This is a genomic window from Neorhizobium sp. CSC1952 (genome assembly GCF_030378245.1).
In the GTDB taxonomy this organism is placed as follows: domain Bacteria; phylum Pseudomonadota; class Alphaproteobacteria; order Rhizobiales; family Rhizobiaceae; genus Neorhizobium; species Neorhizobium oryzae_A.
Window position 1 is genome coordinate 1,119,685 of the sequence record NZ_CP128416.1, and the last position, 23,684, is coordinate 1,143,368.

General features: G+C 65.0%; 23 protein-coding genes. 13 read left to right on the forward strand and 10 right to left on the reverse strand.

The genetic code is table 11. The features are described from left to right. Window positions 1–3: 3 nt before the first annotated feature. Window positions 4–852 carry an alpha/beta hydrolase gene (locus tag QTA58_RS05780; RefSeq protein ID WP_289672051.1) on the reverse strand — a complete coding sequence of 283 codons (849 nt, stop codon included), beginning with the start codon at window positions 850–852 and terminating at the stop codon, window positions 4–6. Window positions 853–955: 103 nt separating this feature from the next. Between QTA58_RS05780 and QTA58_RS05785 the strand changes: the two genes are divergently transcribed. Next, a complete protein-coding gene (locus QTA58_RS05785; RefSeq protein ID WP_289672052.1) occupies window positions 956–2,125 on the forward strand; it encodes a pyridoxal phosphate-dependent aminotransferase in 1,170 nt (389 codons plus the stop codon). 60 nt (window positions 2,126–2,185) lie between these two features. On the opposite strand, the gene QTA58_RS05790 is transcribed toward QTA58_RS05785, so the two are convergent. The 5 genes from QTA58_RS05790 to hutI all read right to left on the reverse strand — a co-directional run bounded on the left by QTA58_RS05790 (window position 2,186) and on the right by hutI (window position 8,275). Further along, window positions 2,186–2,761, reverse strand: coding sequence for a HutD family protein (locus tag QTA58_RS05790; protein WP_289672053.1), 576 nt, complete (start codon window positions 2,759–2,761; stop codon window positions 2,186–2,188). 4 nt (window positions 2,762–2,765) lie between these two features. Continuing rightward, window positions 2,766–4,451 carry a urocanate hydratase gene (gene hutU, locus QTA58_RS05795; protein ID WP_289672054.1) on the reverse strand — a complete coding sequence of 562 codons (1,686 nt, stop codon included), beginning with the start codon at window positions 4,449–4,451 and terminating at the stop codon, window positions 2,766–2,768. After that, window positions 4,448–5,272 carry an N-formylglutamate deformylase gene (gene hutG / locus QTA58_RS05800; protein ID WP_289672055.1) on the reverse strand — a complete coding sequence of 275 codons (825 nt, stop codon included), beginning with the start codon at window positions 5,270–5,272 and terminating at the stop codon, window positions 4,448–4,450. Before hutG ends, hutU begins: the two co-directional genes overlap by 4 nt. Before the next feature lie 208 nt (window positions 5,273–5,480). After that, window positions 5,481–7,016, reverse strand: a complete 1,536-nt coding sequence (gene hutH / locus QTA58_RS05805) for a histidine ammonia-lyase (protein ID WP_289672056.1) — start codon at window positions 7,014–7,016, stop codon at window positions 5,481–5,483. Beyond that, complete coding sequence (gene hutI, locus QTA58_RS05810) at window positions 7,013–8,275, reverse strand: imidazolonepropionase (RefSeq protein ID WP_289672057.1); 1,263 nt, start codon at window positions 8,273–8,275, stop codon at window positions 7,013–7,015. The genes hutH and hutI overlap by 4 nt, the downstream gene beginning before the upstream one ends. A 104-nt stretch (window positions 8,276–8,379) precedes the next feature. On the opposite strand from hutI, the gene QTA58_RS05815 reads away from it, so the two are divergent. Beyond that, complete coding sequence (locus QTA58_RS05815) at window positions 8,380–9,741, forward strand: formimidoylglutamate deiminase (protein ID WP_289672058.1); 1,362 nt, start codon at window positions 8,380–8,382, stop codon at window positions 9,739–9,741. 77 nt (window positions 9,742–9,818) lie between these two features. Next, a complete protein-coding gene (hutC, locus tag QTA58_RS05820; protein ID WP_289673037.1) occupies window positions 9,819–10,547 on the forward strand; it encodes a histidine utilization repressor in 729 nt (242 codons plus the stop codon). 6 nt (window positions 10,548–10,553) lie between these two features. On the opposite strand, the gene QTA58_RS05825 is transcribed toward hutC, so the two are convergent. After that, complete coding sequence (locus QTA58_RS05825) at window positions 10,554–10,682, reverse strand: hypothetical protein (protein WP_272937841.1); 129 nt, start codon at window positions 10,680–10,682, stop codon at window positions 10,554–10,556. Window positions 10,683–11,045: 363 nt separating this feature from the next. Between QTA58_RS05825 and QTA58_RS05830 the strand changes: the two genes are divergently transcribed. The 9 genes from QTA58_RS05830 to QTA58_RS05870 all read left to right on the forward strand — a co-directional run bounded on the left by QTA58_RS05830 (window position 11,046) and on the right by QTA58_RS05870 (window position 18,981). Beyond that, window positions 11,046–12,212, forward strand: coding sequence for an ABC transporter substrate-binding protein (locus QTA58_RS05830; RefSeq protein ID WP_085422186.1), 1,167 nt, complete (start codon window positions 11,046–11,048; stop codon window positions 12,210–12,212). 131 nt (window positions 12,213–12,343) lie between these two features. Further along, entirely contained in the window at window positions 12,344–13,204 is an 861-nt protein-coding gene (locus QTA58_RS05835; protein WP_289672059.1) for a branched-chain amino acid ABC transporter permease, read from the forward strand. 22 nt (window positions 13,205–13,226) lie between these two features. After that, window positions 13,227–14,207, forward strand: a complete 981-nt coding sequence (locus QTA58_RS05840; protein ID WP_289672060.1) for a branched-chain amino acid ABC transporter permease — start codon at window positions 13,227–13,229, stop codon at window positions 14,205–14,207. Beyond that, window positions 14,194–14,940 carry an ABC transporter ATP-binding protein gene (locus QTA58_RS05845; protein ID WP_289672061.1) on the forward strand — a complete coding sequence of 249 codons (747 nt, stop codon included), beginning with the start codon at window positions 14,194–14,196 and terminating at the stop codon, window positions 14,938–14,940. The genes QTA58_RS05840 and QTA58_RS05845 overlap by 14 nt, the downstream gene beginning before the upstream one ends. Beyond that, a complete protein-coding gene (locus QTA58_RS05850; protein ID WP_289672062.1) occupies window positions 14,933–15,646 on the forward strand; it encodes an ABC transporter ATP-binding protein in 714 nt (237 codons plus the stop codon). Before QTA58_RS05845 ends, QTA58_RS05850 begins: the two co-directional genes overlap by 8 nt. 13 nt (window positions 15,647–15,659) lie before the next feature. Then, window positions 15,660–16,883 carry a cytochrome P450 gene (locus QTA58_RS05855; protein ID WP_289672063.1) on the forward strand — a complete coding sequence of 408 codons (1,224 nt, stop codon included), beginning with the start codon at window positions 15,660–15,662 and terminating at the stop codon, window positions 16,881–16,883. 9 nt (window positions 16,884–16,892) lie between these two features. Continuing rightward, complete coding sequence (locus QTA58_RS05860) at window positions 16,893–17,216, forward strand: 2Fe-2S iron-sulfur cluster-binding protein (protein ID WP_085422181.1); 324 nt, start codon at window positions 16,893–16,895, stop codon at window positions 17,214–17,216. Continuing rightward, window positions 17,213–18,448, forward strand: a complete 1,236-nt coding sequence (locus tag QTA58_RS05865; protein WP_289672064.1) for an FAD-dependent oxidoreductase — start codon at window positions 17,213–17,215, stop codon at window positions 18,446–18,448. Before QTA58_RS05860 ends, QTA58_RS05865 begins: the two co-directional genes overlap by 4 nt. Then, complete coding sequence (locus tag QTA58_RS05870; protein WP_289672065.1) at window positions 18,448–18,981, forward strand: MarR family winged helix-turn-helix transcriptional regulator; 534 nt, start codon at window positions 18,448–18,450, stop codon at window positions 18,979–18,981. Before QTA58_RS05865 ends, QTA58_RS05870 begins: the two co-directional genes overlap by 1 nt. Before the next feature lie 37 nt (window positions 18,982–19,018). Here QTA58_RS05870 and QTA58_RS05875 read toward each other — a convergent pair whose 3' ends face one another. Then, window positions 19,019–19,240 carry a hypothetical protein gene (locus tag QTA58_RS05875; protein ID WP_289672066.1) on the reverse strand — a complete coding sequence of 74 codons (222 nt, stop codon included), beginning with the start codon at window positions 19,238–19,240 and terminating at the stop codon, window positions 19,019–19,021. A gap of 271 nt (window positions 19,241–19,511) precedes the next feature. Between QTA58_RS05875 and QTA58_RS05880 the strand changes: the two genes are divergently transcribed. After that, window positions 19,512–20,996: a hypothetical protein gene (locus tag QTA58_RS05880; RefSeq protein ID WP_289672067.1), complete on the forward strand. Its 1,485-nt coding sequence runs from the start codon at window positions 19,512–19,514 to the stop codon at window positions 20,994–20,996. Here the strand turns inward: QTA58_RS05880 and QTA58_RS05885 are convergent. Further along, on the reverse strand, window positions 20,982–22,076 hold the full coding sequence (locus tag QTA58_RS05885) for a glycosyltransferase family 4 protein (protein WP_289672068.1): 1,095 nt from the start codon (window positions 22,074–22,076) through the stop codon (window positions 20,982–20,984). The genes QTA58_RS05880 and QTA58_RS05885 overlap by 15 nt on opposite strands. After that, window positions 22,073–23,479 (reverse strand): lipopolysaccharide biosynthesis protein, encoded by a 1,407-nt coding sequence (locus tag QTA58_RS05890; RefSeq protein ID WP_289672069.1) that lies wholly within the window; start codon window positions 23,477–23,479, stop codon window positions 22,073–22,075. The genes QTA58_RS05885 and QTA58_RS05890 overlap by 4 nt, the downstream gene beginning before the upstream one ends. Window positions 23,480–23,684: the final 205 nt, after the last annotated feature.

Here is a 23,684-nt window from a genome sequence, read left to right on the forward strand (position 1 = left end):
TATTCAGGCCGGCATGCCCATCTGGCGGCGAACAGCCTGATTGAGGACGTTCCCCGGCTCGGCGAGCGCTTCGCTGAGAACGGTGATGTGGTTGGTGCGGGGCACTTTCAGAAGCGAGACCGGAAAGCGATCCTGATGGCAATGGCGCATGAACAGTTCGGACTGGCGGTGGAATTCCTCCGTCTCGTCGTCGCCAAGCGTAACGATCAGCGGCGCGGCCAGGTCATAAACCCGGTTGAGCGGGCTGAAGGCTGCCACCTCGTCCGCCGTCAGGTCGAGCGAATCGTCCTGGAAGGAGCGCGTCACCGGTTCGAGATCGTAGATGCCGCTGATCGCCGTTACGCCCTTGACGGCGTCTTCGGGCAACCCGGCTTTCGAGAGAGACGATCGGTCGGCGAGTTCGGCCACCAGATGCCCGCCGGCGGAATTGCCGGAGATGAACAACCGGTCGGGATCGCCGCCGTATCGGGCGCAATTTTCATGCGTCCAGGCCAAGGCGTTCCGGCAGGCCTCGACCACGCCGGCCATGCGAGTCGCCGGCATCAACGGATAGTCGATCACCACCAGCATCGCACCGAACGGCACGAACCCATCCGCGAGAAAGCTGAAAAGATCGGCGTCCAGCGAACGCCAGAAGCCGCCATGGATGAAGAACTGGACGGGCGCCGGCCCTCTCGCGCCCTCGGGCGGGAAGATGTTCAGCGTGTGGTCCGGCAAATCGGCATAGGAGACCTTGCGATGGACCGTGTAGCGCGTCAAAGCCGCATCCGCCAACTGCCGGCGGCGCTCGAAAATCGCCGGAAGCCCGGGCACGTGATCGAGACTGAATTGTGCATCCATATCGCGCTGCATTGAAATCTCCTTGATCTGCCGCTCCCGCCACAATAGAACATCCGCAGATTTGATCAAATGCTCACTTCAAGGGCGGATAAAAGAGAAGACATACGAGGAACCGATGGTCCGTTTAGCCCGCCGCGTCACTGAAACCTCCAAGAAGAGCTTCGGCATGTATGCCAAGGCGGCCGCGATGGCGGGCGAAGGGCGCGACCTCATCCATCTGGAGCTCGGCCGGCCGTTCCACGACACGCCGGAGCATATCAAGCAAGCGACCATCGCGGCGCTGAGGCGCGGCGAGGTGCATTACAGCGATCTGCAGGGTCTGCCGGAATTGCGTTCGGCCTTGGCCGCAAAGCTGCGCGACTACAATCGCACCGATATTTCGGCGAACGAGATCATCGTCACCAACGGCCTGACGCAGGCATCCTTCGCCGCCTTCATGGCGCTGATCGACGACGGCGACGAGGCGATCCTGCTCGAACCCTATTATCCGCAGCATCTCGGCAAGATCGAAATGGCCGGCGGCAAGGCGGTCATCGCACCTCTCGACAGGGAGAGCGGCTTCCGCATCCGCCGCGACCTGATCGAGGCGAAGATCACCAAGGCGACCCGGATGATCGTGCTCGTCAATCCGGTCAATCCGACGGGCCGCGTCTACTCCCGCGAGGAGCTGCAGATCGTCGCCGATCTGGCGATCGAGCACGATCTCGCGGTGCTGTCCGACGAAGTCTACGAACAGATCCTGTTCGACGGCGCCGAGCATGTCAGCATCGCCTCGCTGCCGGGCATGAAAGAGCGCACCGTCGGCATGTATGCCTTCACCAAGGCTTACGCGATGGACGGCTGGCGGCTGGGTTATATCGCCGCCGACGCAAGCCTCATCCCGGGCCTCATGAAGATCACGTCCACCGAGGTCACCCACGTCAACACCTTCATTCAGCATGGCGCGCTCGCGGCCGTGACCGGCCCGGCCTCGATCCTCGATGCCATGGTCGAGGACGACCGCCGCAAGCGCGATCTGGTGGTGGCGCGGCTGAACCAGATGCCGGGCGTCATCTGCGCCCGGCCCGAAGGCACGATCTACGCCTTTCCCGACATTCGCGGCACCGGCCTGAAATCCCAGGAAGCCGCCGATCTCATTCTCGAACGGACGGGGGTCGTGGTCGAGGCAGGCAGTTTTTACGGCGGCATAGGCGAAGGCCACCTGCGCGTCTGCTTCGGCTCCGAAAGCATCGAGCGCATCGACGAGGCCATGAACCGGCTTACCAAATTCTTCAACGAACTTTGACAAGCGGCAGGCAGTCTAGCCCCGGGGGGACAATCCCTCATCGCCCTGAAGCACGACGGATCATAAAGCGAACGTTTCGATCCTGATGACGAACAGGGTCGTCATGCTATCCGAGTGGAAGGTCGCAGTGCCGTCGCCCGGTTCCAGCAGGACCGTATCGAGCGGGGCGAGTGCATTGCTCTTGCCGTTCAGCCTGCAGCGATCGGTCGTCACGACCAGACTGACCGCGCCGCCCGGTGTCAGCTGCACCTGGCCTTGACATATCCGGTGCGTGACCTTGTGGGTGAACCGGCCGCGCCTCGTCATCACGTTGAGATCGGTGATCGGGCCGCCGATGAGGCGAGCGCCTGTCGGTGCGTCCGCCGCGAAGCGGCAGGGCTCGGAGCCTCGAACGAGGGCAATGGACGGCTTTTCCGAAATCGTCAGCTCGATCCCCTCGCCGCTCAACACGCTCAGGGTGCGATCGACGCCCGGAAAGATGGAGAAAGGCCCATCTTCCCCGACCGTCGCCATGCTGATGCGCCAGTCGAAGTCGTTGACCGTAGCACCCGGCGGAAAGACGGCGATCTCCGTCGTCTGGCCGCTGCCGTTCTTCCACGGCATGCGCTTGTAGTCCACGGAACGGAGGATGCGCACGGCGTCAGTTCCCGAGGATGCCCGGCAGGCGCAAGCCCTTCTCCCTGGCGCAATCGAGCGCGATGTCGTAGCCGGCATCCGCGTGGCGCATGACGCCGGTCGCCGGGTCGTTCCAGAGCACGCGGCCGATGCGGCGGTCGGCATCTTCGGAGCCGTCGCAGCAGATCACCATGCCGGAATGCTGGGAATATCCCATGCCGACCCCGCCGCCATGATGCAGGGATACCCAGGTCGCGCCGGATGCCGTGTTCAGCAGCGCATTGAGCAGCGGCCAGTCGGAGACGGCGTCCGAACCGTCCTTCATCGCTTCGGTCTCGCGGTTCGGCGAGGCGACCGAACCGCTGTCGAGATGGTCGCGGCCGATGACGATCGGCGCCTTCAATTCGCCGTTGCGGACCATTTCGTTGAAGGCGAGGCCGAGCTTGTGGCGATCGCCCAGCCCCACCCAGCAGATGCGCGCCGGCAGCCCCTGGAAGGAGATACGATCCCTCGCCATGTCCAGCCAGTTGTGCAGGTGCTTGTTGTCGGGAAGCAGTTCCTTCACCTTGGCATCGGTCCTGAAGATATCCTCGGGATCGCCGGAAAGGGCCGCCCAGCGGAAGGGGCCGATGCCGCGGCAGAAGAGCGGTCGGATATAGGCCGGCACGAAACCGGGGAAGGCGAAGGCATTCTCCAGCCCCTCGTCCTTGGCGACCTGGCGGATGTTGTTGCCGTAGTCGAGCGTCGGCACGCCCGCATCCCAGAAGGCGACCATGGCCTCGACATGGCGCTTCATCGAAGCACGAGCGGCGGCTTCGACCGTTTTCGGATCGCTTTCGCGCTTGGCCCTTGCCTCCTCCACCGTCCAGCCGACGGGCAGATAACCGTTCAGCGGATCGTGCGCGGAAGTCTGGTCGGTGACGATATCCGGCCGCGGACCGCCGGCCTTCATGCGGGCCACCAGCTCCGGGAAGATCTCGGCCGCGTTGCCGAGCAAGCCGACGGATTTCGCCTCGCCCGCCTTCGTCCACTGATCGATCAGCGCCAGAGCCTCGTCCAAGGTTTTCGCCTTTTCATCGACATAGCGGGTGCGCAGGCGGAAATCGATGCGGGTCTCGTCGCATTCGACGGCAAGGCAGCAGGCGCCGGCCATGACGGCGGCGAGCGGCTGCGCGCCGCCCATGCCGCCGAGACCGCCCGTCAATATCCATTTGCCCTTGAGATTGCCGCCATAATGCTGGCGCCCGGCTTCCACGAAGGTCTCATAGGTGCCCTGCACGATGCCCTGCGTGCCGATATAGATCCACGAGCCGGCCGTCATCTGGCCGTACATGGCAAGACCTTTCTTATCGAGCTCATTGAAGTGGTCCCAGGTCGCCCAATGCGGCACGAGGTTGGAATTGGCGATCAGCACGCGCGGAGCATCCCTGTGCGTGCGGAACACGCCGACCGGCTTGCCGGACTGCACCAGCAGCGTCTCGTCCTCATTCAGCGTCCTCAGCGTCGCGGCGATCGTGTCGAAGTCGTTCCAGGTGCGCGCCGCGCGGCCGATGCCGCCATAGACGACGAGTTCATGCGGGTTCTCGGCCACATCCGGATCGAGATTGTTCATCAGCATGCGCAGCGGCGCTTCGGTCATCCAGCTTTTGGCATTGAGTTCCGGCCCCCGCGGCGCACGGACTTCACGGATGTTGTGACGCGGATTGATCATGGTTTGCTCCGGCTTGTCTTCTTGAGCTCGGACGCGATCCGTTCGATGCGCACGAGAATGTCCTTGAGGTGGGTCCGCAGGCGTTCGGCCTTCGGCGGGTCATAGGCGAAAGGAGACGCTTCGGTGACGAGATGCGAGGCCTGGGAGAGCTCCATCTGAATGGCGTGCACCCCCTCTTCGGGTCGCCCGTAATGGCGCGTGGTCCAGCCGCCCTTGAAGCGGCCGTTGAGGATACTGGCGTAACCCGTGGCGGCGCCCGTCACGTCCACGACGGCCTTTTCGATCGCCGGGTCGCAGGTGCGGCCGCCATCCGTACCGATGTTGAAATCCGGCAGCCTGCCTTCGAAGAGGAAGGGGATATGCGAGCGGATCGAATGGCAGTCATAAAGAATGGCAATGCCGTGTATCGCCTTGACCCGCTCGATCTCGGCCCGGAGGGCCGCATGATAGGGAGCGTGAAACGCGCTCAACCGCTCCGCAATGTCCGTAGCGGCAGGTTCGGCGCCATCCTTCCAGATCGCCTTACCGTCGAAATCGGTCTCCGGAACGAGGCCGGTCGTGTTCTGTCCGGGATAGAGGCTTACGCCCTCGGGATCACGATTGGCGTCGATGACGTAGCGATGAAACGTGGCGCGCACCGTCGTCGCATCGTCGAGAAGCCCCGCGTAGAGCTCGTGGATATGCCAATCGGTGTCGGCAAGCATCCGGCCGTTGCCGTTCAGCCGGTCCCATACCGCTGCCGGGACTTCAGTGCCCGTATGCGGAAAAGCGAGGATGACGGGAGACGTGCCCCTGCGGGTTTCGAAGACCGGCGGGTTCATCCTGCACCCCCCTCTGCCCTGCCGGGCATCTCCCCCTCAAGGGGGGAGATCGACCTGACGCCAGCTCGGACCGCAAACAACAACCGTTCACGAAAACGGAAATGTCGAGCGGAGAGGGAGATGGATCGACGCTGCCGCTTGCCGATCTCCCCCCTTGAGGGGGAGATGCCCGGCAGGGCAGAGGGGGGTATCCACACGCACGTCATCATCATACCTCCAGCACCGGTAGGATGCCCGGAGAGATTGCCGCGGCGAGCGCGCCCGAGGCCACAAGCTCGCTAGCGGCCTTGAGGTCGGGCGCCATGTAGCGATCCTCCTCCAGCGAGGGCACCGCGGCCCGGACTGTCGCCAGCGCTTTCTGCAGTTCCGAACTGGTCTTCAGGGGGCCGCGCAACTCGACGCCCTGGGCGGCGGCCAGCGCCTCGATGCCGATGATCGAGAAGAGATTGTCGGTCATCTGCAGGAGACGGCGGGCGCCATGGCAGGCCATGGATACGTGATCCTCCTGGTTCGCGGAGGTCGGCGTGGAATCGACGGAGGCCGGATGCGAAAGCTGCTTGTTCTCGCTCATCAGCGCAGCCGACGTCACCTCGGCGATCATCAGCCCGGAATTCAGCCCGGGCTTCTTCGCAAGAAAGGCCGGCAAGCCGTAGGAGAGCGCCGGATCGACGAGCAATGCGACACGGCGCTGGGCGATCGCGCCGATCTCGCAGACGGCAAGCGCCGTCTGATCGGCGGCAAAGGCCACCGGCTCGGCATGGAAGTTGCCGCCGGACACCACCTCGTTGTCCGACAGCACCAGCGGATTGTCGGTGACGGCATTGGCCTCGATCTCGAGCGTTCTCGCGACCGAACGCAAGAGGTCGAGGCAGGCTCCGTCCACCTGCGGCTGACAGCGGATGCAATAGGGGTCCTGCACGCGCTCGTCGCCCTGGATATGGCTCATGCGGATTTCCGAACCTTCAAGAAGCCGGCGCAGCGCCGCACCGGCATCGATCTGCCCCTTGTGGCCACGAAGGGCATGAATATCGGGATGGAACGGCGCCGAGGAGCCCATGGCCGCGTCTGTGGACATCGCGCCAGTCACCAGCGCGGACTGGGCGGCGCGGTGGGCGCGGAACAGCCCGGCAAGCGCCAGCGCGGTGGAGGTCTGCGTGCCGTTGATCAGCGCCAGCCCTTCTTTCGCGGCAAGCACGACCGGCTCCAGCCCCGCCGCCGCAAGTGCCTGCCTGGCCGCCATCTGCTCGCCCTGGAAGAAGGCCTCGCCCTCGCCCATCATGACGGCTGCCATATGGGCGAGCGGCGCGAGATCGCCGGATGCGCCGACGGAGCCCTTTTCCGGAATGACGGGAATGACGCCCTTCTCCAGCATGGCCTCGATCAGCCGCACCAGCTCGATGCGCACACCGGAAGCGCCGCGGCCGAGCGAGATGAGCTTCAGCGCCATGACGAGGCGCACCACGTTTTCCGGAAGCGGCGCGCCGACGCCGCAGCAATGCGAGAGGATGAGATTGCGCTGCAGCGTCGCGACGTCGGCGGCGTCGATCCTGATCGAGGCGAGCTTGCCGAAACCGGTATTGATGCCGTAGACCGGCTCATTTCCGGCGGCGATTTCGGCGATGCGCGCCGCCCCCCTGTCGATGGCGCCGTCGGAAGACGGGTCAAGCCTCGCCGATCCGTTGCTCCAGTAGATCTCGGCAAGGTCGGCAAGCGGAACTTTGCCCGGGTGTAGAATGATCGTCATGCGGATACCTGCTGGCCTTTGAAGACACGGCTGTGAAGAGGGTTGAAACCGATGCGGTAGACGAGCTCGGCCGGCCGCTCGATGTTCCAGATCGCGAAGTCGGCCGATTTTCCGGCCTCCAGCGTGCCGGTCTCGGCGAGCAGGCCGAGCGCTCTCGCAGCCTCGCGTGTCGTGCCGGCCAGGCATTCCTCGACCGTCAGCCCGAAGAGCGTCGCCGACATGTTCATCGTCAGGAGCAGGGAGGTCAGCGGCGACGTGCCGGGATTGCTGTCCGTGGCAATCGCGATATGCGCGCCGGTTTCGCGAAGGGCCGCAACCGGCGGCGCCTGCTTTTCGCGCAACGTATAGAAGGCGCCGGGGAGAAGAACGGCAACCGTGCCCGCCTCCGCCATCGCTTTCGCGCCTTCTTCGTCGAGATATTCCAGGTGATCGGCGGACAACGCGCCGCAGGATGCGGCAAGCCTGGCGCCGCCGAGATTGGAAAGCTGCTCGGCATGCAGCTTCATCGGCAGGCCGAGTTCCTTCGCCTTGTCGAAGACGGTCCGCATCTCATCGACCGAAAAGGCGATGTTCTCGCAGAAGCCGTCGACGGCATCGACGAGACCCTGTTCGGACGCCGCCTCCAGACCGGGCAGCACCACGTCATCGAGATAGGCAGCGCTCCGGCCCTTGTATTCCGGCGGAACGGCATGTGCGGCAAGCCAGCTCGTCACGATCCGCACGGGGCGGAGGTCGGCAAGCCGCCGTGCGGCCCGCAGCATCTTCAGCTCGGCCTCGACGTTGAGGCCATAACCGGACTTGATCTCGACCGTGGAGACACCCTCGCTCAGAAGCGTATCCAGCCTTGGCAGCGCCTGTTCCACCAGCGCATCCTCAGAAAGTCCGTTGGTCGCCTTGACCGAGGAGATGATGCCGCCGCCGGCGCGGGCGATTTCCTCATACGATGCACCGGCAAGCCGCATCTCGAATTCGAGCGCGCGATCGCCGCCGTAGACCAGATGGGTGTGGCAGTCGATCAGCGCCGGCGTGATCCAGCGCCCTTCGCAATCGACCTCGGACGCATCGCGCGGAAAATGTGACGGAAGCCCATCCGCCGCGCCGGCATAGGCGATGCGGCCGCCGCGAACCGCGAGGACCCCATTCCCGACGATGCCGAGACCGGCCATGTCAGGCGAAAGCGTCGCGAGCCTGGCGTTGCGCCAGAGCGTTGTCCCTGCCCCCTGCGCAGCTTCCTCGGAGGAATTTCCCAGCCTGCTCATCGCCTTCCCCTTTCCTTCTGCGTAAATATGTATATACATAATAAAAGCACTGACAAGCGAAAAATCTGGTAAGCCTTGGCCGGCGAGAAGGAGGCTGCTCAACGATGACGCGATCGACCGGGACCACTCTGCACGCGGACGCGGCGCTCCTGCCCGAAGGCTGGCATTCCGACGTGCGCCTCACTCTCGACGGCGGCCTTATCTCCGGGATCGAAACCGGCGTGCCGGCCACGGCCGGCGACGAGGCCCATGCCGTCCTGATCCCCGGAATGGGAAACCTGCACAGCCACGCCTTCCAGCGCGCCATGGCGGGGCTCGCGGAAGTCCGGGGACCTGCGGTCGACAGCTTCTGGAGCTGGCGCAGCGTGATGTACAAATTCGCCCTGACGATGACGCCAGAGCAGGTCGAGGCGGTGGCGGCGCAGCTTTACATGGAAATGCTCGAAGCCGGATTCTGCCGCGTCGGCGAGTTCCACTACCTGCATCACGACAGGGATGGACAGCCCTATGGCAACATCGCCGAGCTGGCCGAACGGATCGGCGCGGCAAGCGAGGCGGCGGGCATCGGGCTTACCCTGCTGCCGGTCTTCTACGCCCATTCCGGCTTCGGCGGGGCCGAGCCCGTCGAAGGGCAGCGCAGGTTCGTCAATTCGATCGACCGCTTCGCCGAGCTCATGCGGGCCTGCCGGACGATGAAATCCCGCCTCGACGGAATGGAATTGGGCATCGCACCGCACAGCCTGCGCGCCGTGACGCCGGACGAGCTCGCCGAGCTTCTGCCGATGGCCGGCGACGGGCCAATCCATATCCACGTCGCCGAACAGGTGAAGGAGGTGGAGGACTGTATCGCCTGGTCCGGCGCCCGCCCGGTCGACTGGCTGCTTGCAAACGCACCCGTCGACAAGCGCTGGTGCCTGATACACGCCACCCACATGACGGACCGGGAAGTCCAAGCCATGGCGCGCAGCGGGGCCGTCGCCGGGCTCTGCCCGATCACCGAGGCCAATCTCGGAGACGGGACCTTCGCCGCCCCTGCCTTTCTGGCCAAAGGCGGCCGATACGGGATCGGTTCGGACTCCAACGTTCTGGTCTCTCTGCCGCAGGAACTGCGCCAGCTCGAATATTCGCAGCGCCTGGCATTGCGGGCGCGCAACGTCGTCGCCGATCCCAACGGATCGACGGGCCGCAGGCTCTTCGACGGAGCGATCATCGGTGGCGGAGCCGCGCTGCAATCGGCGTCGGGCCTCGTTGCCGGCGCTCCGGCGGATATCGTCTCGCTCGACATAGGCGCGGTCCCCTATCTTTCGGAAGACCGCCTGCTCGATCACTGGATCTTCAGCAGCGGCATATCGGTGGACAGCGTCTGGGCGCGCGGCCGGAAACGGGTGGCGGGCGGCCGTCACGTAAGCCGGGACGCGATCAGCAAGCGGTTCGCCCGCACCATGCGCTCCCTCATGGAAACCTGATCTGCGGGCCAATTGGCCTTGCAATATCCTCATGTTGCGCTAGTGCCGGAAGGAAAGACAAGGCAAGGACGACGGTCATTTCCCAAGATTCCACCCTGCATCGGAAGATCCTGAGCGATATCGAAGGTCGCATCGTATCCGGCGAATGGCCTCCCGGGTTCCGGCTGCCGTTCGAGGTGGATCTTGCCCGGCAATACGGCTGCTCGCGCATGACCGTGAACAAGGTCATGACGCAGCTCGTCCAGGCGGGGCTGATCGAGCGCCGGAAGAGATCGGGCAGCTTCGTCACCCAGCCGAAGGCACAGTCCGCGGTTCTCGAGATTCACGATATCAGGGAAGAAGTCCAATCCCTGAACCTCGCCTACGGTTATGCGCTGATATCGCGCGCCCAGCGTGACGCGGATGCGGAGGACCGCCGCCGGCTTGGCCTGTCTTCGGCGCTTTCTTCGCCGGCCCGCGTCATCGACATCACCTGCCTTCATTCCGCCGGCGGGCAGCCCTTCTGCCTCGAGGAGCGGTTGATCAATCTCGAAACCGTGCCGGAAGCCGGCGCATTCGAGTTCGAAACCCTGGCGCCAGGCCCATGGCTGCTCGCACAGATACCCTGGACGGCTGCCGAGCACCGCATTCAGGCAGTATCCGCAGGCAAGAAGGAGGCGAAATTCCTGAAGCTGAGCGCCGGGCATGCCTGTCTTGTGATCGAACGGCAGACATGGAGCCATGCGGGCCCGGTCACGAACGTCCGTCTGACCTATCCCGGCAACCGGCATATGGTCACGGCGCAGTTCAAGCCCGGCGGCAACTGATGCGGCTTACCGCACCGGGGCCGTTGCCGGTGGCGGGCTGTCATCGGAGGGCTGGCTTGGCCCACGCATCAGGAACGCGCCGATCAGAATGACGACCACGACGACGAGCATGCCGATAATCGCGTTCTTCGTCATGGCGGCGCCACCCGGTTCAGAAGCCCGCCAAATACCAGATCGCCACGGCAATGAGGCCGGCGAGGGCCGCGTTGAGGCCGATGTAAAAGATCCAATCGTGATGATTGTGCGGTAATCGGTCCATCTTCTTCCTCCTGAAAGAAGAACCGGCGCGCGGATGGATTGTTCCGACAGAGCGTTTCCGGCAGCGGGTTCCATTGCGATTTGATTTGGAAAACCTCGCCCCCGATCGCGTCAGGAAATTATGAGTTGACATCACAACTCGTTGAGGTCTTAATGCTGGTCGAGTTGTGATCGCAACTCATCGGCTCGCCTGGCCATGGAGGATCTGGCCGGCGCCGTTTGACGCTTTGGGAGGAAATCATGAACAATCTTGTACGCGCCGCGCTTGCGGCCGCGATGGCGACGCTTTGCGCGGGCGCCTGTTGGGCGGATACCATCAAGGTCGGCGTGATCGCCGAATTCTCCGGCCCCTTCGCCATTTATGGCAAGCAATACAAGGAAGCGATCGAGACCTACGTCGCCCAGCATGGCAGCCAGTCCGGCGGCCACGACATCGAATTCATCTACAAGGACGTCGGCGGCGCCAATCCGGACCTTGCCAAGACGCTGGCCCAGGAACTGCTCATTCGCGACCGGGTCAATTACCTCGCCGGTCTCACCTTCACGCCGAACGCGCTGGCGCTCGCGCCGCTGATCGAGCAGTCGGAAACGCCGACCGTCATCTTCAACGCCGCCACGTCGGCGATCAACAAGCAGTCGCCCTATTTTCTCCGCACGAGCTACACGCTCTGGCAGGTTTCCACACCGCTTGCCGACTGGGCGTATGACCAGGGCATTCACACAGTGGTGACGGCGGTTTCCGACTATGGCCCGGGCATCGACGCCGAAAACGCCTTCAAGGCCGCCTTCGAGAAGAAGGGCGGCAAGGTGATCGACACGATCCGCATGCCGCTCGCGACCACGGACTTCACGCCCTTTATCCAGCGGGTCCGCAGCCAAGCGCCGAACGGCGTCTTCGCCTTCCTGCCCGGCGGCCCGCCGACCTTCGGCTTCACCAAGAGCTATAACGAAAACGGCCTCGCGAAAGAGGGCATCCGCTTCCTGGGAACCGCCGAAACCGAGGAATCCAATCTCCAGGCGCTCGGCGATGCGGCAATCGGCCTGACGACCGCGTTTCACTATTCCGAAGCGCATGATTCCGACGTCAATGCCGCATTCACCAAGAAGCTCGGCGAGCTGTCCGCCGGCGCCGTGGCCAACTGGGCCTCAGTCGGCGCCTATGACGGCACGCACCTGATCTACAAGATGGTCGAGGCCGCCGGCGCGGACGGGCCGAAGGCGATCGAAGCGGTGAAATCGCTGAAATGGGAAAGCCCGCGCGGCCCCGTGGAAATGGATCCGAAGACCCGCACCCTGATCCAAAACGTCTACATCCGCGACGTCGAGCGCGACAAGGACAGCGGGCGGCTCGTCAACCGCGAGAAGGGCGTGATCGCAACGGTCGGCGACCTCGGCTGGACCGACTGACCCCCGGCCGCCGGCGGCCAGCAGCGCCGCCGGTCCCATGCATCTCTGAACTGTCGATCGAAGAAGGCGGCTGTTTCCGCGCCGGAAGGCGCGGGCGGGATCTCTCGCGCCGCCGAAGCAAGGACCGGACGATGTCACTCATACTCAACATTGCCGTCGACGGCATAGCCTACGGGATGATCCTGTTCATGATCTCCATCGGCCTGTCGGTCACGATGGGCCTGATGCGCGTGATCAATCTCGCCCATGGCGCCTTCGCGCTTCTCGGGGGCGCGGCCGCCCACGCGCTGATCGCCCGCGCCGGACTTTCCTTCATGGCTGCCGCCCTGCTGGCCATCATGGCGACCATGGCCATCGCCTTCCTGCTCGAGCGCCTGGTCTATCGCCGCATCTACGGGCTCGGCGAGTTGCAGCAGGTGCTGGCGACCATCGGCATCACCTTCATCTTCATTGCCCTCATCAACCGGCTGCTGGGTTCCAGTCTGCTGGCAATCCCTCTGCCCCATTTTCTGCAGCAGTCGGTGGATCTCGGCTTCCGCGTGCTGCCCGCTCACCGGCTGGCGGTGATACTGGCAGGCGCCGTCGTGATCGCCGGGCTCTACCTGACGATCGAACGGAGCCGTTTCGGCACCAGGCTGCGCGCCGCCGTCGACAACCGCAGCATCGCCAGCGCGCTCGGCATCAACATCGACGCGGTCTTCGCCGCAACCTTCTGTCTCGGCGCGGGGCTTGCGGCGCTTGGCGGCATTCTCGGCGCCGAACTCCTGCCCATCGATGCCTATTATCCGCTCCGCTACATGGTCCTGTTCCTGATCGTCGTTTCGGTCGGCGGCATGGGCTCCATCACCGGCTCGTTCATGGCGGCGCTCGCGCTCGGCATCCTCGAAACGGCCTCCCGCTACCTGATCCCCGACTTCGGCACGATCGTCTTCTTCGCGGCCGTCATGGCCGTGCTCGCGATCCGTCCCAGGGGCCTTCTCGGAAAGGCGTGACATGAGCGTTCAGGAGATCCCATTGACCAAGATCCGAACCCGCATCCGCGGCGTGCCGCTGATGCCCGAGGCGGTCATGCTGGCACTCGCCGTCATCGCCTATTTTCTCTTCCCCTACGATCTCGCACTCCTCACCCGGATCATGGTGATGATGCTGTTCGTGCTGTCTCTCGACCTGGTGCTCGGCTATGCCGGCATCGCCACGCTCGGCCATGCCGCGCTCTACGGCACCGGCGCTTACGCCGCCGGCCTTTTCGCGGTGCACGTCTCGGCCGATCCGGTCACCGGCCTCGTCGTCGGAGCGGCGGCCGGCGCCGCCCTCGCCCTGGTTTCCGGCCTGCTGCTGATGCGCGCCCACGGGCTGACCCTGCTGATGCTCTCCATCGCCGTAACGCTGATCTGTCAGGAAATCGCCAACAAGGCGCGCGACCTGACCGGCGGCGCGGACGGCCTGCGCGGCATCCGCATGGAGCCCGTCCTCGGCCTCTTCAAGTTCGATTTCGTCGGCCGGACCGGCTTCTGGTATGCGCTCGCCGTCCTCTGCGTCTGCTATGCGGTCCTGAAGATCGTCACGCTCTCGCCGATCGGCCTTTCGGTCCGCGGCATCAAGGACAGCGCGGCGCGCATGGTGGCGATCGGCAGTCCGGTCTATCGCCGGCTGGTCACGATCTACACCATCGGCGGTGCGATCGCCGGCGTGGCGGGCGCGCTCGCGGCCCAGGTCACCCAGCTCGTCAGCCTCGAGGTCTATGCCTTCAATCTCTCCGCCGAGGCCCTGATCATGCTGATCCTCGGCGGCGCCGGCAGGCTTCACGGCGCGATCATCGGCACGCTGATCTTCATGGTGGTTCACCACGTCGCCGCCTCCGTCGATCCGTTCAACTGGCTCTTCATCATCGGCGCGCTGGTTCTCGGCATCGTCTTCTTCGTGCCGGCGGGCATGCTCGGCATTCCTGCCGCTCTTCGCAATCTCATCGGGAGGAACGGCGATGCAAGGCCTTGAAGTCCGCGGCCTCAGAAAGTCCTTCGGCGGACTGACCGTCGCGCAGGAGATCGACTTCGACCTGCCCCCCGGCGCCCGGAAGGCGCTGATCGGCCCCAACGGAGCTGGCAAGACGACATTCGCGAATCTGGTGACCGGCAAGCTGAAGCCGAGCGGCGGAAACATCCGCTTCGACGGCAGCGATATCGGCAGTCTGGGCGAGAGCGAACGCGTCAAGCGCGGCATCGCCAAGACCTTCCAGATCACGACGCTCTTCCGCACCATGACGGTGCGCGAAAACATCCGGCTGCCGATCCTCGAAAGGCAGGGGCGCGGCGGGCGCATGTTCGGAGGAGCAGCGGCAGACCGTGCGACCGAAGCGGAAATCGATGCCCTGCTCGACCAATTCGCCTTGCTGCCTCTCGCCGACAAGCCGATCCACCTGCTTGCCTATGGCCAGCAACGGCTCGTCGAACTGGCGCTGACCCTGGCGCTCAGGCCGCGCGTGCTGATCCTCGACGAACCCGCGGCCGGCGTTCCGTCGAGCGAAAGCCACCTGATCCTGCAGGCGATCGAGCGTCTGCCCACCGAGCTCGCGGTGCTGATCATCGAGCACGACATGGATCTGGTCTTCCGCATCGCCCGGTCGATCGTCGTGCTCGTCAACGGCCGCATTCTCACCGAAGGCACGCCCGACGAGATCAGCCGCGACCCCATGGTCCGCCAGCTCTACCTCGGAGAAGCCCATGTCTGAGACCGTGCTCGCACTCGAAAACGTCACCGCAGGATACGGCCAGACCCACGTCCTGCGCGAACTTTCCCTCAGCATTTCCCGTGGAGAACGGCTGGCGGTCATCGGCCGCAACGGCGCCGGCAAGACGACGATGCTGGCGACGATCATGGGGCTGACGCGGCTCCATGGCGGACGCATCACGCTTGCGGGCACCGACATATCGCGCCATTCGCCGCACCGGCGCTCCATGCTGGGCCTCGGGCTGGTGCCGCAGACCCGCGACATCTTCCCGTCGCTGACGGTCGAGGAGAACCTGACCGTCGTCATGCGGGGCAACGCCTCGCTGGAGGAGGCCTATGCGCTGTTCCCCCGGCTCAAGGAGCGCCGCAGGAACGGCGGCACCCAGCTGTCCGGCGGCGAGCAGCAGATGCTTTCGATCGCCAGAACCCTGATGACGGAGCCGGCGATCGTGCTTCTGGACGAACCCCTGGAGGGTCTCGCACCCGTCATCTGCGAACAGCTGATGCATGCCTTCGAGCAACTGGCCGCGGACGGGCGGCGGACCGTGATGCTGGTCGAGCAACATGCCTCCGCCGCGCTCGCCTTCGCCACGCGCGCGGTCGTCATCACCAACGGAACCATCGTCTACGACGGCAGCGCCGCCGCCTTGCGACAGCAGCCGGAGCTGCTGGAGCGGCATATCGGCGTCGGCCGCACGACCAATTGAGGAGGATATCGCCATGAACATGATCGAGGGGCATGTCGCCTTCGAGCCCGCCGCCGGCATTCCCGTCTGGGACATCGATCCCTACACGGAAGAGGTGCTGCTCAACGCGGGGGATTACTATGCGGAACTGCGCCGGCACGGGCCGCTGGTCTATATCCCGAAATATTCGGTGCTCGCCTGCGGCCGCTACGACGAAACGCGCGAGATCTTTTCCGACCATACCCGCTTCGTCTCGTCCCGCGGCGTGGGACTCAACGACTTCAAGTACGGCAAGCCCTGGCGGGCGCCGTCGATCATTCTGGAGGTGGACCCGCCGGATCACACCAAGACGCGCAAGGTGATGGCGCGCGCTTTGTCGCCCAAGGCCATTTCCGGCTTGAAGGACGCCTTCCGCGAGGCGGCCGAGCGCATCGTCGACGGCCTGGTCGCAAAGGGCCGTTTCGAGGCTGTCGCCGAGCTCGCGGAAGCCTTTCCCGTGACGGTCTTCCCGAAGGCGCTCGGCATGGTCGACAGCGACCGCCGCCGGCTGGTGGATTACGGCGCCATGGTCTTCAACGCGCTCGGCCCGGACAACAAGTTCCGCCGGGCGGCGATGGCGCAGGTACCGGATATCGTGCCCTGGATCACCGCGGCATGCGCCCGCGACCGCTTGACCAAGGACGGGCTCGGGGCGCTCATCTACGGCGCCGCGGACGACGGCGAGGTGACCGAGGAGGAAGCCGCCATGCTGGTGCGCTCCTTCCTGTCGGCCGGCGTCGACACGACGGTAACCGGCATCGGCAATGCACTCTGGTGCCTCGCGTCCAATCCGCGGGAATACGACAGGCTGAAGGCCGACCTGGCCCTCGCCCGGCCCTGCTTCGAGGAAGTGCTGCGCTTCACCTCCCCCGTCCATACCTTCGCGCGAACGGCCAACCAGGATACGGAAGTGGCGGGATACGGCATCGCCGAGGGCACGAAAATCCTCTGCGCGCTTGCTTCCGCCAATCTCGACCCCGCCAAATGGGGCGATCCGGACATCTTCCGCATCGACCGCAAGCCGGTCGGCCACATGGCCTTCGGCGCCGGCATCCACGGCTGCGTCGGGCAGAACCTCGCGCGCCTCGAACTGGAAATCGTGCTCTCGGTGCTCGCGGAGAAGGTGGATCGCATCGAGTTCGACGGCGAACCCGTCTGGCGGCCCAACAACGCCATCCACGCGCTGGACCGCCTGCCGCTCAAATTCGTCGCGAAATAGGAGCCCAGGATGACGAACGTGACTTTCATCGCCCATGACGGCACGGAGACGACCATCGACATCGCCAACGGCGACAATGTCATGCGCGCCGCGCTTGCCAACGATATCGACGGCATCGTCGGCGAATGCGGCGGGTCCATGATGTGCGCCACCTGCCATTGCTATGTCGACGATGCGTGGGCGGACCGGGTCGGCCCGCGAGCCGACGGCGAAGAGGACATGCTGGAAAGCGCCGCCTGCGAGGTGAAGCCGACGAGCCGGCTGTCCTGTCAGATCCGTATAGAGCCCGAGCTGGACGGCCTCGTCGTGCATCTGCCGGAGAGCCAGACATGACGGGCGTCGTCGTCATCGGCGCCGGGCAAGGCGGCTTCCAGCTCGCCGCCAGCCTGAGGCAGGAGGGCTATGAAGGCCCGGTCACCCTGATCGGCGACGAGCCCGGACGGCCCTATCAACGTCCGCCCCTGTCAAAAGCCTATCTCAAGGACGGGCGCGTGGACGCCATCGAGCTCAGGCCGGAAAGCTTCTTCGATCGCAACGCCATCACCCTGATGGCCTCCGAGCGCGTGATCCGGATCGACCGGAACGCAAAAGCGATCGAGACCCTGGGCGGCGTCGCCATCGCCTACGACCACCTCGTGCTCGCGACGGGTGCGCGCAATTTCGTCCCGCCGATCAAGGGGCTCGACGGACGGGGAGCCTTCGGTCTTCGCACCGCAGAAGACGCGTGCCGCCTTCGGGACGCCCTCGCCCGCAGCAGCCGGCGCCCGATCGTCATCGGCGGCGGCTTCATCGGCCTGGAATTTGCCGCCGTCGCGGCTGCGGGCGGCCACGAGGCGACGGTGGTGGAGGCGGCGGAGCGCCTGATGGCGCGAGCGCTTTCCCCCGCCATGTCACAGCATTTCCTGGATTATCATACGAAATCGGGTACCCGGCTCGTCCGTGGTGCGGCGGTCACCGAGATCCTGCGCGACCAAGCGGGCGACGTGGTCGGCGCACGCCTCGCGGACGGCGAGGTCATCGATGGCGACATGGTGCTCGTCGCGGCCGGCATTCGCCCGAATGTCGAGCTTGCAGAGCAAGCGGGGCTTACGGTCGCCAACGGCATCGTGGTCGACGGCTTCTTGCGGACCTCGGATCCGGATATCTCCGCCCTCGGCGACTGCGCGGCCTTTCCCGACCCCTCCTCCGGCCGGTCGATACGGCTGGAATCGATACAGGCCGCCACGGACCATGCCCGAACGATCGCCCGCCGTCTCACCGGCAAGCCTCACGCCTATGAGGCCGTGCCGTGGTTCTGGAGCGATCAGGGACCGCTCAAGCTCCAGATCGCCGGTTTGGGCGTTGGTGCCGACGAAGATCACGCGATCGAGAAAGAGGATGGACGCAAGCTTGTGTTCCGTTTCAAATTGGGCAAATTGCTGGCCTTGGAGACAATCAACGCCGCCGCCGAACACATGGCCGCGCGCCAGCTGCTCAAGTCGCCCGCCAAGGTGAAGTTCGACGAACTGGCGCAATGCGGTTTCGACATCGGCGGACTGGCAAAGACCAGGAAAGTGCAAACCTAATGACACCGACCGAGAGGCAGACCAAAGCGCCAGCGGACGCGCGCGCGCCGTGCCCTCAAGGACGTATTTCGGAATCGACGACCACACGAGACGGCGTCGAGATCCTCGACATCACCAACTACGTCCCCTTCTTCCTCTCCAGCATCAACAACGCGCTCTCGCGCGGCGCATCGAACCTCTACCGCGAGCGCTTCGGCATCGGCATCAGCGAGTGGCGTACCGTCTCGATGCTCGCCATCGAGCCCGGGATCACCGCCGCGCGCATCTGCGAAGTCATCAATCTCGACAAGGCGGCAGCAAGCCGCGCACTCGCCACGCTCGACGAGCTCGGCTATCTGGATTCGGTCTCGTCCGAGAAGGATCCGCGCAAGCGGCTCTGGTGGCTCAACGAAAAAGGCTACGAGCTCCACGCCAAGATCATCCGCATCGCACTCCGCCGCGAGGAGACGCTCATCGAAGGCGCCGACCCCGATGACCTGGAGGCCGCCATCCGCGTCATGCGGCTGATGATGAAGAACGTCCGGAAGCTGTAATACGGCGTTCCCGCTTCCAGGAGCGGGGCGAACGAGATCACGGCAGAATGGCTCGGAAAGCCTCCTTGAGGTTTTCATACCGGTAGAGGATTTCCGCTTTTTCATCCTTGAGGCGCCTCAGAAGGGCAAGCTCCGCGTCGGATACGTCAGGCGACATCGCGCGCAGCCGGATATGCGCTTCTATCTCCGCAATTTCTGAACGGTAGGCGGAAACCGCGTGGGAGACGCGCTCCTGATGCTCTTTCAGAATAATGCTCATTGCACCGTGCCGCGGGCGGGATCGTTGCGGTCAGACATGCTGTATAGCGAAGAAAGGCGATTCTGTCTTCCCGTCCCCTCGTGCCGGACGAGCGTAGATGCCGATTTGCCGCATGGAACGACAGGGGCTCGGCCGGCGAGACGTGGCGGGACTGCCCGTGGCGCTTGCAGCCGGCTTCGGGAATAACGTGAAAGTAAGCTTTTGCGTTCAACCATGATGCTTCTGAAGCCTGCAGAAACCGCGAAACGCAACCGTGGCTGGGAAGCGCCGTATGCCGCCGATCGACATCATCGTTCCGCAATCCGGCGCCCGCAACTGGCAGATGATCGTGGTCGAACGGCTTCGGGCGGAGGGGTACGATATCGCCGTGCTGCATCGGCCCGAGCCGGCGAACTGGCCCGCTGCGGCGAATGCCGCACTTGCGTTCGAACGGCGCATCTTTCGCCGGACCGGCCCTGGTCTTGCCGCTCCCACAGCGGAAATTCCGGCCAGCCCCCGCAGCCGCTTCGCCGCGCTGCGGCTGGACCTTACGGGCGATGCCGCACCCTCGAACGTCCCCACAATCACGCTTGCATTCGACGGATCCCGTTGCGACCTGTCCGCGGCCGTGGCCGTCGCAGCCGGCAAGCTGCCCGTCATCGAGGCCGTTCTCGACCGTAAGACTGTCGTGGACCGGGCCTGGCCGATGATCGACAAGCGAGAGTCCGCGGCGCTCGGCATCGAGGACGTGCTCGCCCGCGCGATAACCCTGGCTGTCTCGGCCGTTCGTGCCTTCGCCGAAGGCCGTCTTGCCGGCAACGAGCCGGGGCCGGCAGCTGCCCCGAATGATGACGGTACCGCCATGCGGTTCGCCTCCGCCTATCTGACGAAAGCCCTGCCGCGTCTCGGACGGGAGGCCATCCGGCGTGCCCGCTTCCGCCATGCGCACTGGCGTGTCGGCTACCGCTTTACCGACGGGCCGGGAGTGGCGGAGACAGGCCGCCTCGGGGACGGCTGGTCGGTCCTGCCGGACCCGGGCGACCGCTTCTATGCCGACCCCTTCGCTTTCGAATGGCAGGGCCGATCCTTCGTGTTCGTGGAAGACTATCCCCATGCGACCGGCAAGGCGGTCATTTCCGTCGTGCCGTTCGATATCGACGGCGTCCCTCAGGAAGCGCGGGTGGTGCTGGAGGAAGCGCATCACCTCTCCTATCCGCAGGTGTTCGAACGCGACGGCGCGATCTGGATGCTTCCGGAGGCAAGCTCCGGCGGAAAGCTGACGCTTTACCGCGCCATGGCATTTCCGGACCGTTGGGCCGCCGAGGCCGTGCTCATCGAAGGCGAAATCTCGGATGCCACGCTTCTCGAGCACGAGGGGCTGCTCTGGCTTTTCGCTACCCACCGTGACGGCTATGGCAGCACGTCCGACACGCTTGCGGTTTTTTCCTCCGCTTCCCTTACCGGACCGTGGATGGCGCATCCGCTGAACCCGATCCTGATCGACCGCCGAGGTGCCCGTCCGGGTGGCGCCTTCATCCGCAACCCCGAAGGACGCATCTTTCTGCCGGTCCAGGACGGGACGCTCGGCTATGGAGGCGGCCTCGGCCTCTCGGAACTGCTGATGCTCGACAGGCGGACGGTGCGGCTCACGGCACGTCGGCCGGTTGCCGCCGACGGCGACTGGCCTTATCCGAAAATCCACACTCTCAACCGCTCCGGCCGGCTGGAGGTGATCGACGGGATCGCGGCCGTGCGGAAACGCTCAGGAAGACAGTAGCGCCTCGTAGCCTGCGCACATTCTCGCCGGCGAATAGTGCTCCCTGAGCCGCCGCCCGGCTGCGGCAAGCTCGGCCGCCAGCTCCGGCCTAGCGATGAGGCCGGCGAGCCCCTCGGCCATGCCTTTCGCATCAGCTTCGACGAACAGCGCGGCGGGCTCGCCATCCTCCGTCGTCAGCACCTCCCGCATCACGTCGAGATTGCTCGCCACCACCGGCAGGCCGGCAATCGCCGCCTCGACCGCAGCAAGGCCGAAAGTCTCCGTCGTCGAGGGAAACGCATAGGCATCGCCTGCGGCGAGGAATTCGAAGATGCGCGCGGGAGGGACCTCGCCGACCAGATGCAGCCGCTCCGCGACGCGCCGGCTTTCGGCAAGGGCGATCAGCGCGTCCCGCTCGGGACCCGTGCCGGCGATTGCCACATGGATGTCAGGCAGGTGCGCGAGCGCCCCGACGAGCGCGATCTGGTTCTTCGAAGGTGCCATACGGCCGGAGGAAACGGCAATCCATGCCTGCCGGGGCAGGCCGAAGGCGGCGCGGGCCGCCGCTTTGTCGAACTCCTCCAACGGCGCGGGAACGCCGTGGTCGATGCGCAGGATCCGCCGCCGATAGGCTTGCGGATAGTGGCTGAACTGCGCCTTGGTCCAGGCCGAGTTGACGACATTCGCGTGATAGAGCCCAACCGTGCCCATCAGCTTGTCGATCTGCGTGAGGAGCCCCCTCACCCCTCTGGTCTGCGGCGCGCCGCTCTGGTTCGCGACGATCGGCCGGACGCCCGACAGTCGCGCGCCGATCGTGCCGAAGATATTGCCATAGTGCTGGAAGGTAATGACCGCGTCCGGCCGCGCGCTGCGCAGATAGCCCGCAAGGCCGATGGCCGCCCGCATCTGCCCCGGCAATCCTCTTGGCGGTTCGGTGAGGATGAAATCCGCGTGGGGATCGCGGTCGTAGACGTCGGTCTTTCTGTACATGAACACGGTGCGCACCTGGTGGCCACGGGCACGCAGCCCTTCGCCCACCATGTCGGAAATGCGCTGCGAACCGGCGGCCTCCGCCTGGGTCTGCACCTGGACGATCCTCATGCGCGGTCCCTCAGGAAGGCGCGGGCGGCAAGCGCGTCCTGCCCGGTGAAGAAGCCGAAGATCGACGGGTTGATGCCTATTTCCCGCCGGGCGATGAACACGGCGATCACGCACCACGCCGCGATCGTGCCCGCGATGCTGAGCGCCGCGCCGATCGGTCCCAGAAGATAGGTCAGCGCCGCCGTCGCACCGAGCCCCAGAGTGTTGACGGCGACGAGCAGCTTGAAGAGCGCATGCTGCAGGCCGGTCAGCTGCAGAAGGATTTCGGTCGGACCGCAGCCCGTCCCGATCGTCGCCCCGATGCCGAGGATGATCAACGTCACGTGCATCGTCGGCGTGCCGTAGGCGGGGTCGAAGATCGACAGAATGAGGCTTCCGAACATTATGAAGAGCAACAGCGCCAGAAGCGCAATCGCAAAGCCCCCGAGGGCGGCGAGGCTGGTGATGCGCTGCACATGCGGCCTGTCGCCGCTGTAGAAGGCGTTCGAGATTTGCGGCGCAAGCGCCTGATTGATCCCGTTGAGGGTCAGCACCACAAGCCGCATGGTCCGGTCGGCGACGAAGATCGCTCCGGCGGCTTCCGGACCGAGGATTGCCGCGACGAGCAGCGTGCTCGCCTGACCGAGCGCCGGCGGCAGCGCGGTGACGCCCCAGACGCCGAGCGTCACGGTCCTGAACTCCGCCTTCTGCCCGTCCGTGAGCGGCCCGCGCTTGGCACGGATGGTGTCGCGCAGCAAGACGATCGTTTGCGGCAGGACCGAAAGAAGAAGAAGCCCGGCCGTCAGAAAGGTCGCGGCAACCGCGCTCATCTCGACATGCATGAAGCCCGCCGCGGCAAAGGCCGCGATGGTCGCGGCCCGCCATATGATGTCCCGCGGCAGCAGGCCCGCTATGAGCGCGTTCTTGGCGCGGAATGCGCAGGAGGTGAATTCCGACCAGCCGAGCGCGAAGGCCAGCACCGTCGTGGCCGCGCAGAGCGAGCGCCATTCCGGCACGTCCCTGCCGGCAATCGGCAGAAATCCGACAGCGACGATGATCAGGCTGAAGGCGGCGAGCCCGGCCAATGCCACGAGGATGGCGCGGGCCATCAGGCCATTGGCAGAATCGAGATCGTCGTTTCCGGCATATTGGGGCCAGAAGCGCAGGACGGTGCTGTGCTGGCCCACCAGGGAGAAGAAGGAGACAAGGCTCGCGCCGGCATAGGCGGCGCTGTAAAGGCCGAATTGCCGCTCGTCGGTGACCATCGCGACCGCCACCAGCATGAGGAAGGACAGGCCGGCGCTGGCAAGCTTTATCACGCTTGCGATGGCGCCGCTTCTGGCGAGCGCGCCGATCGACAGGCGCATGCCGGCCGCCTGACCGGTCTCTGCGGCGGTTTCGCGGTTACTTATATACTCGCTCACTAATGCAATCCTGAGAAGATATATCCAGATCGGCAGCCGGCAAACCGCGCAGCGGAATGCGCTTCTGAATAACGCGAAAACAAGCGGCCGCGCCACAACGAACTGGCGGCATGGTTACCGGCGCTCCGGATAGATCACGCACTCAATGGTAGCGAATTTAACGGATAGCTAATGTTGATAATCGATACTGCCCTGTGACTTGGGG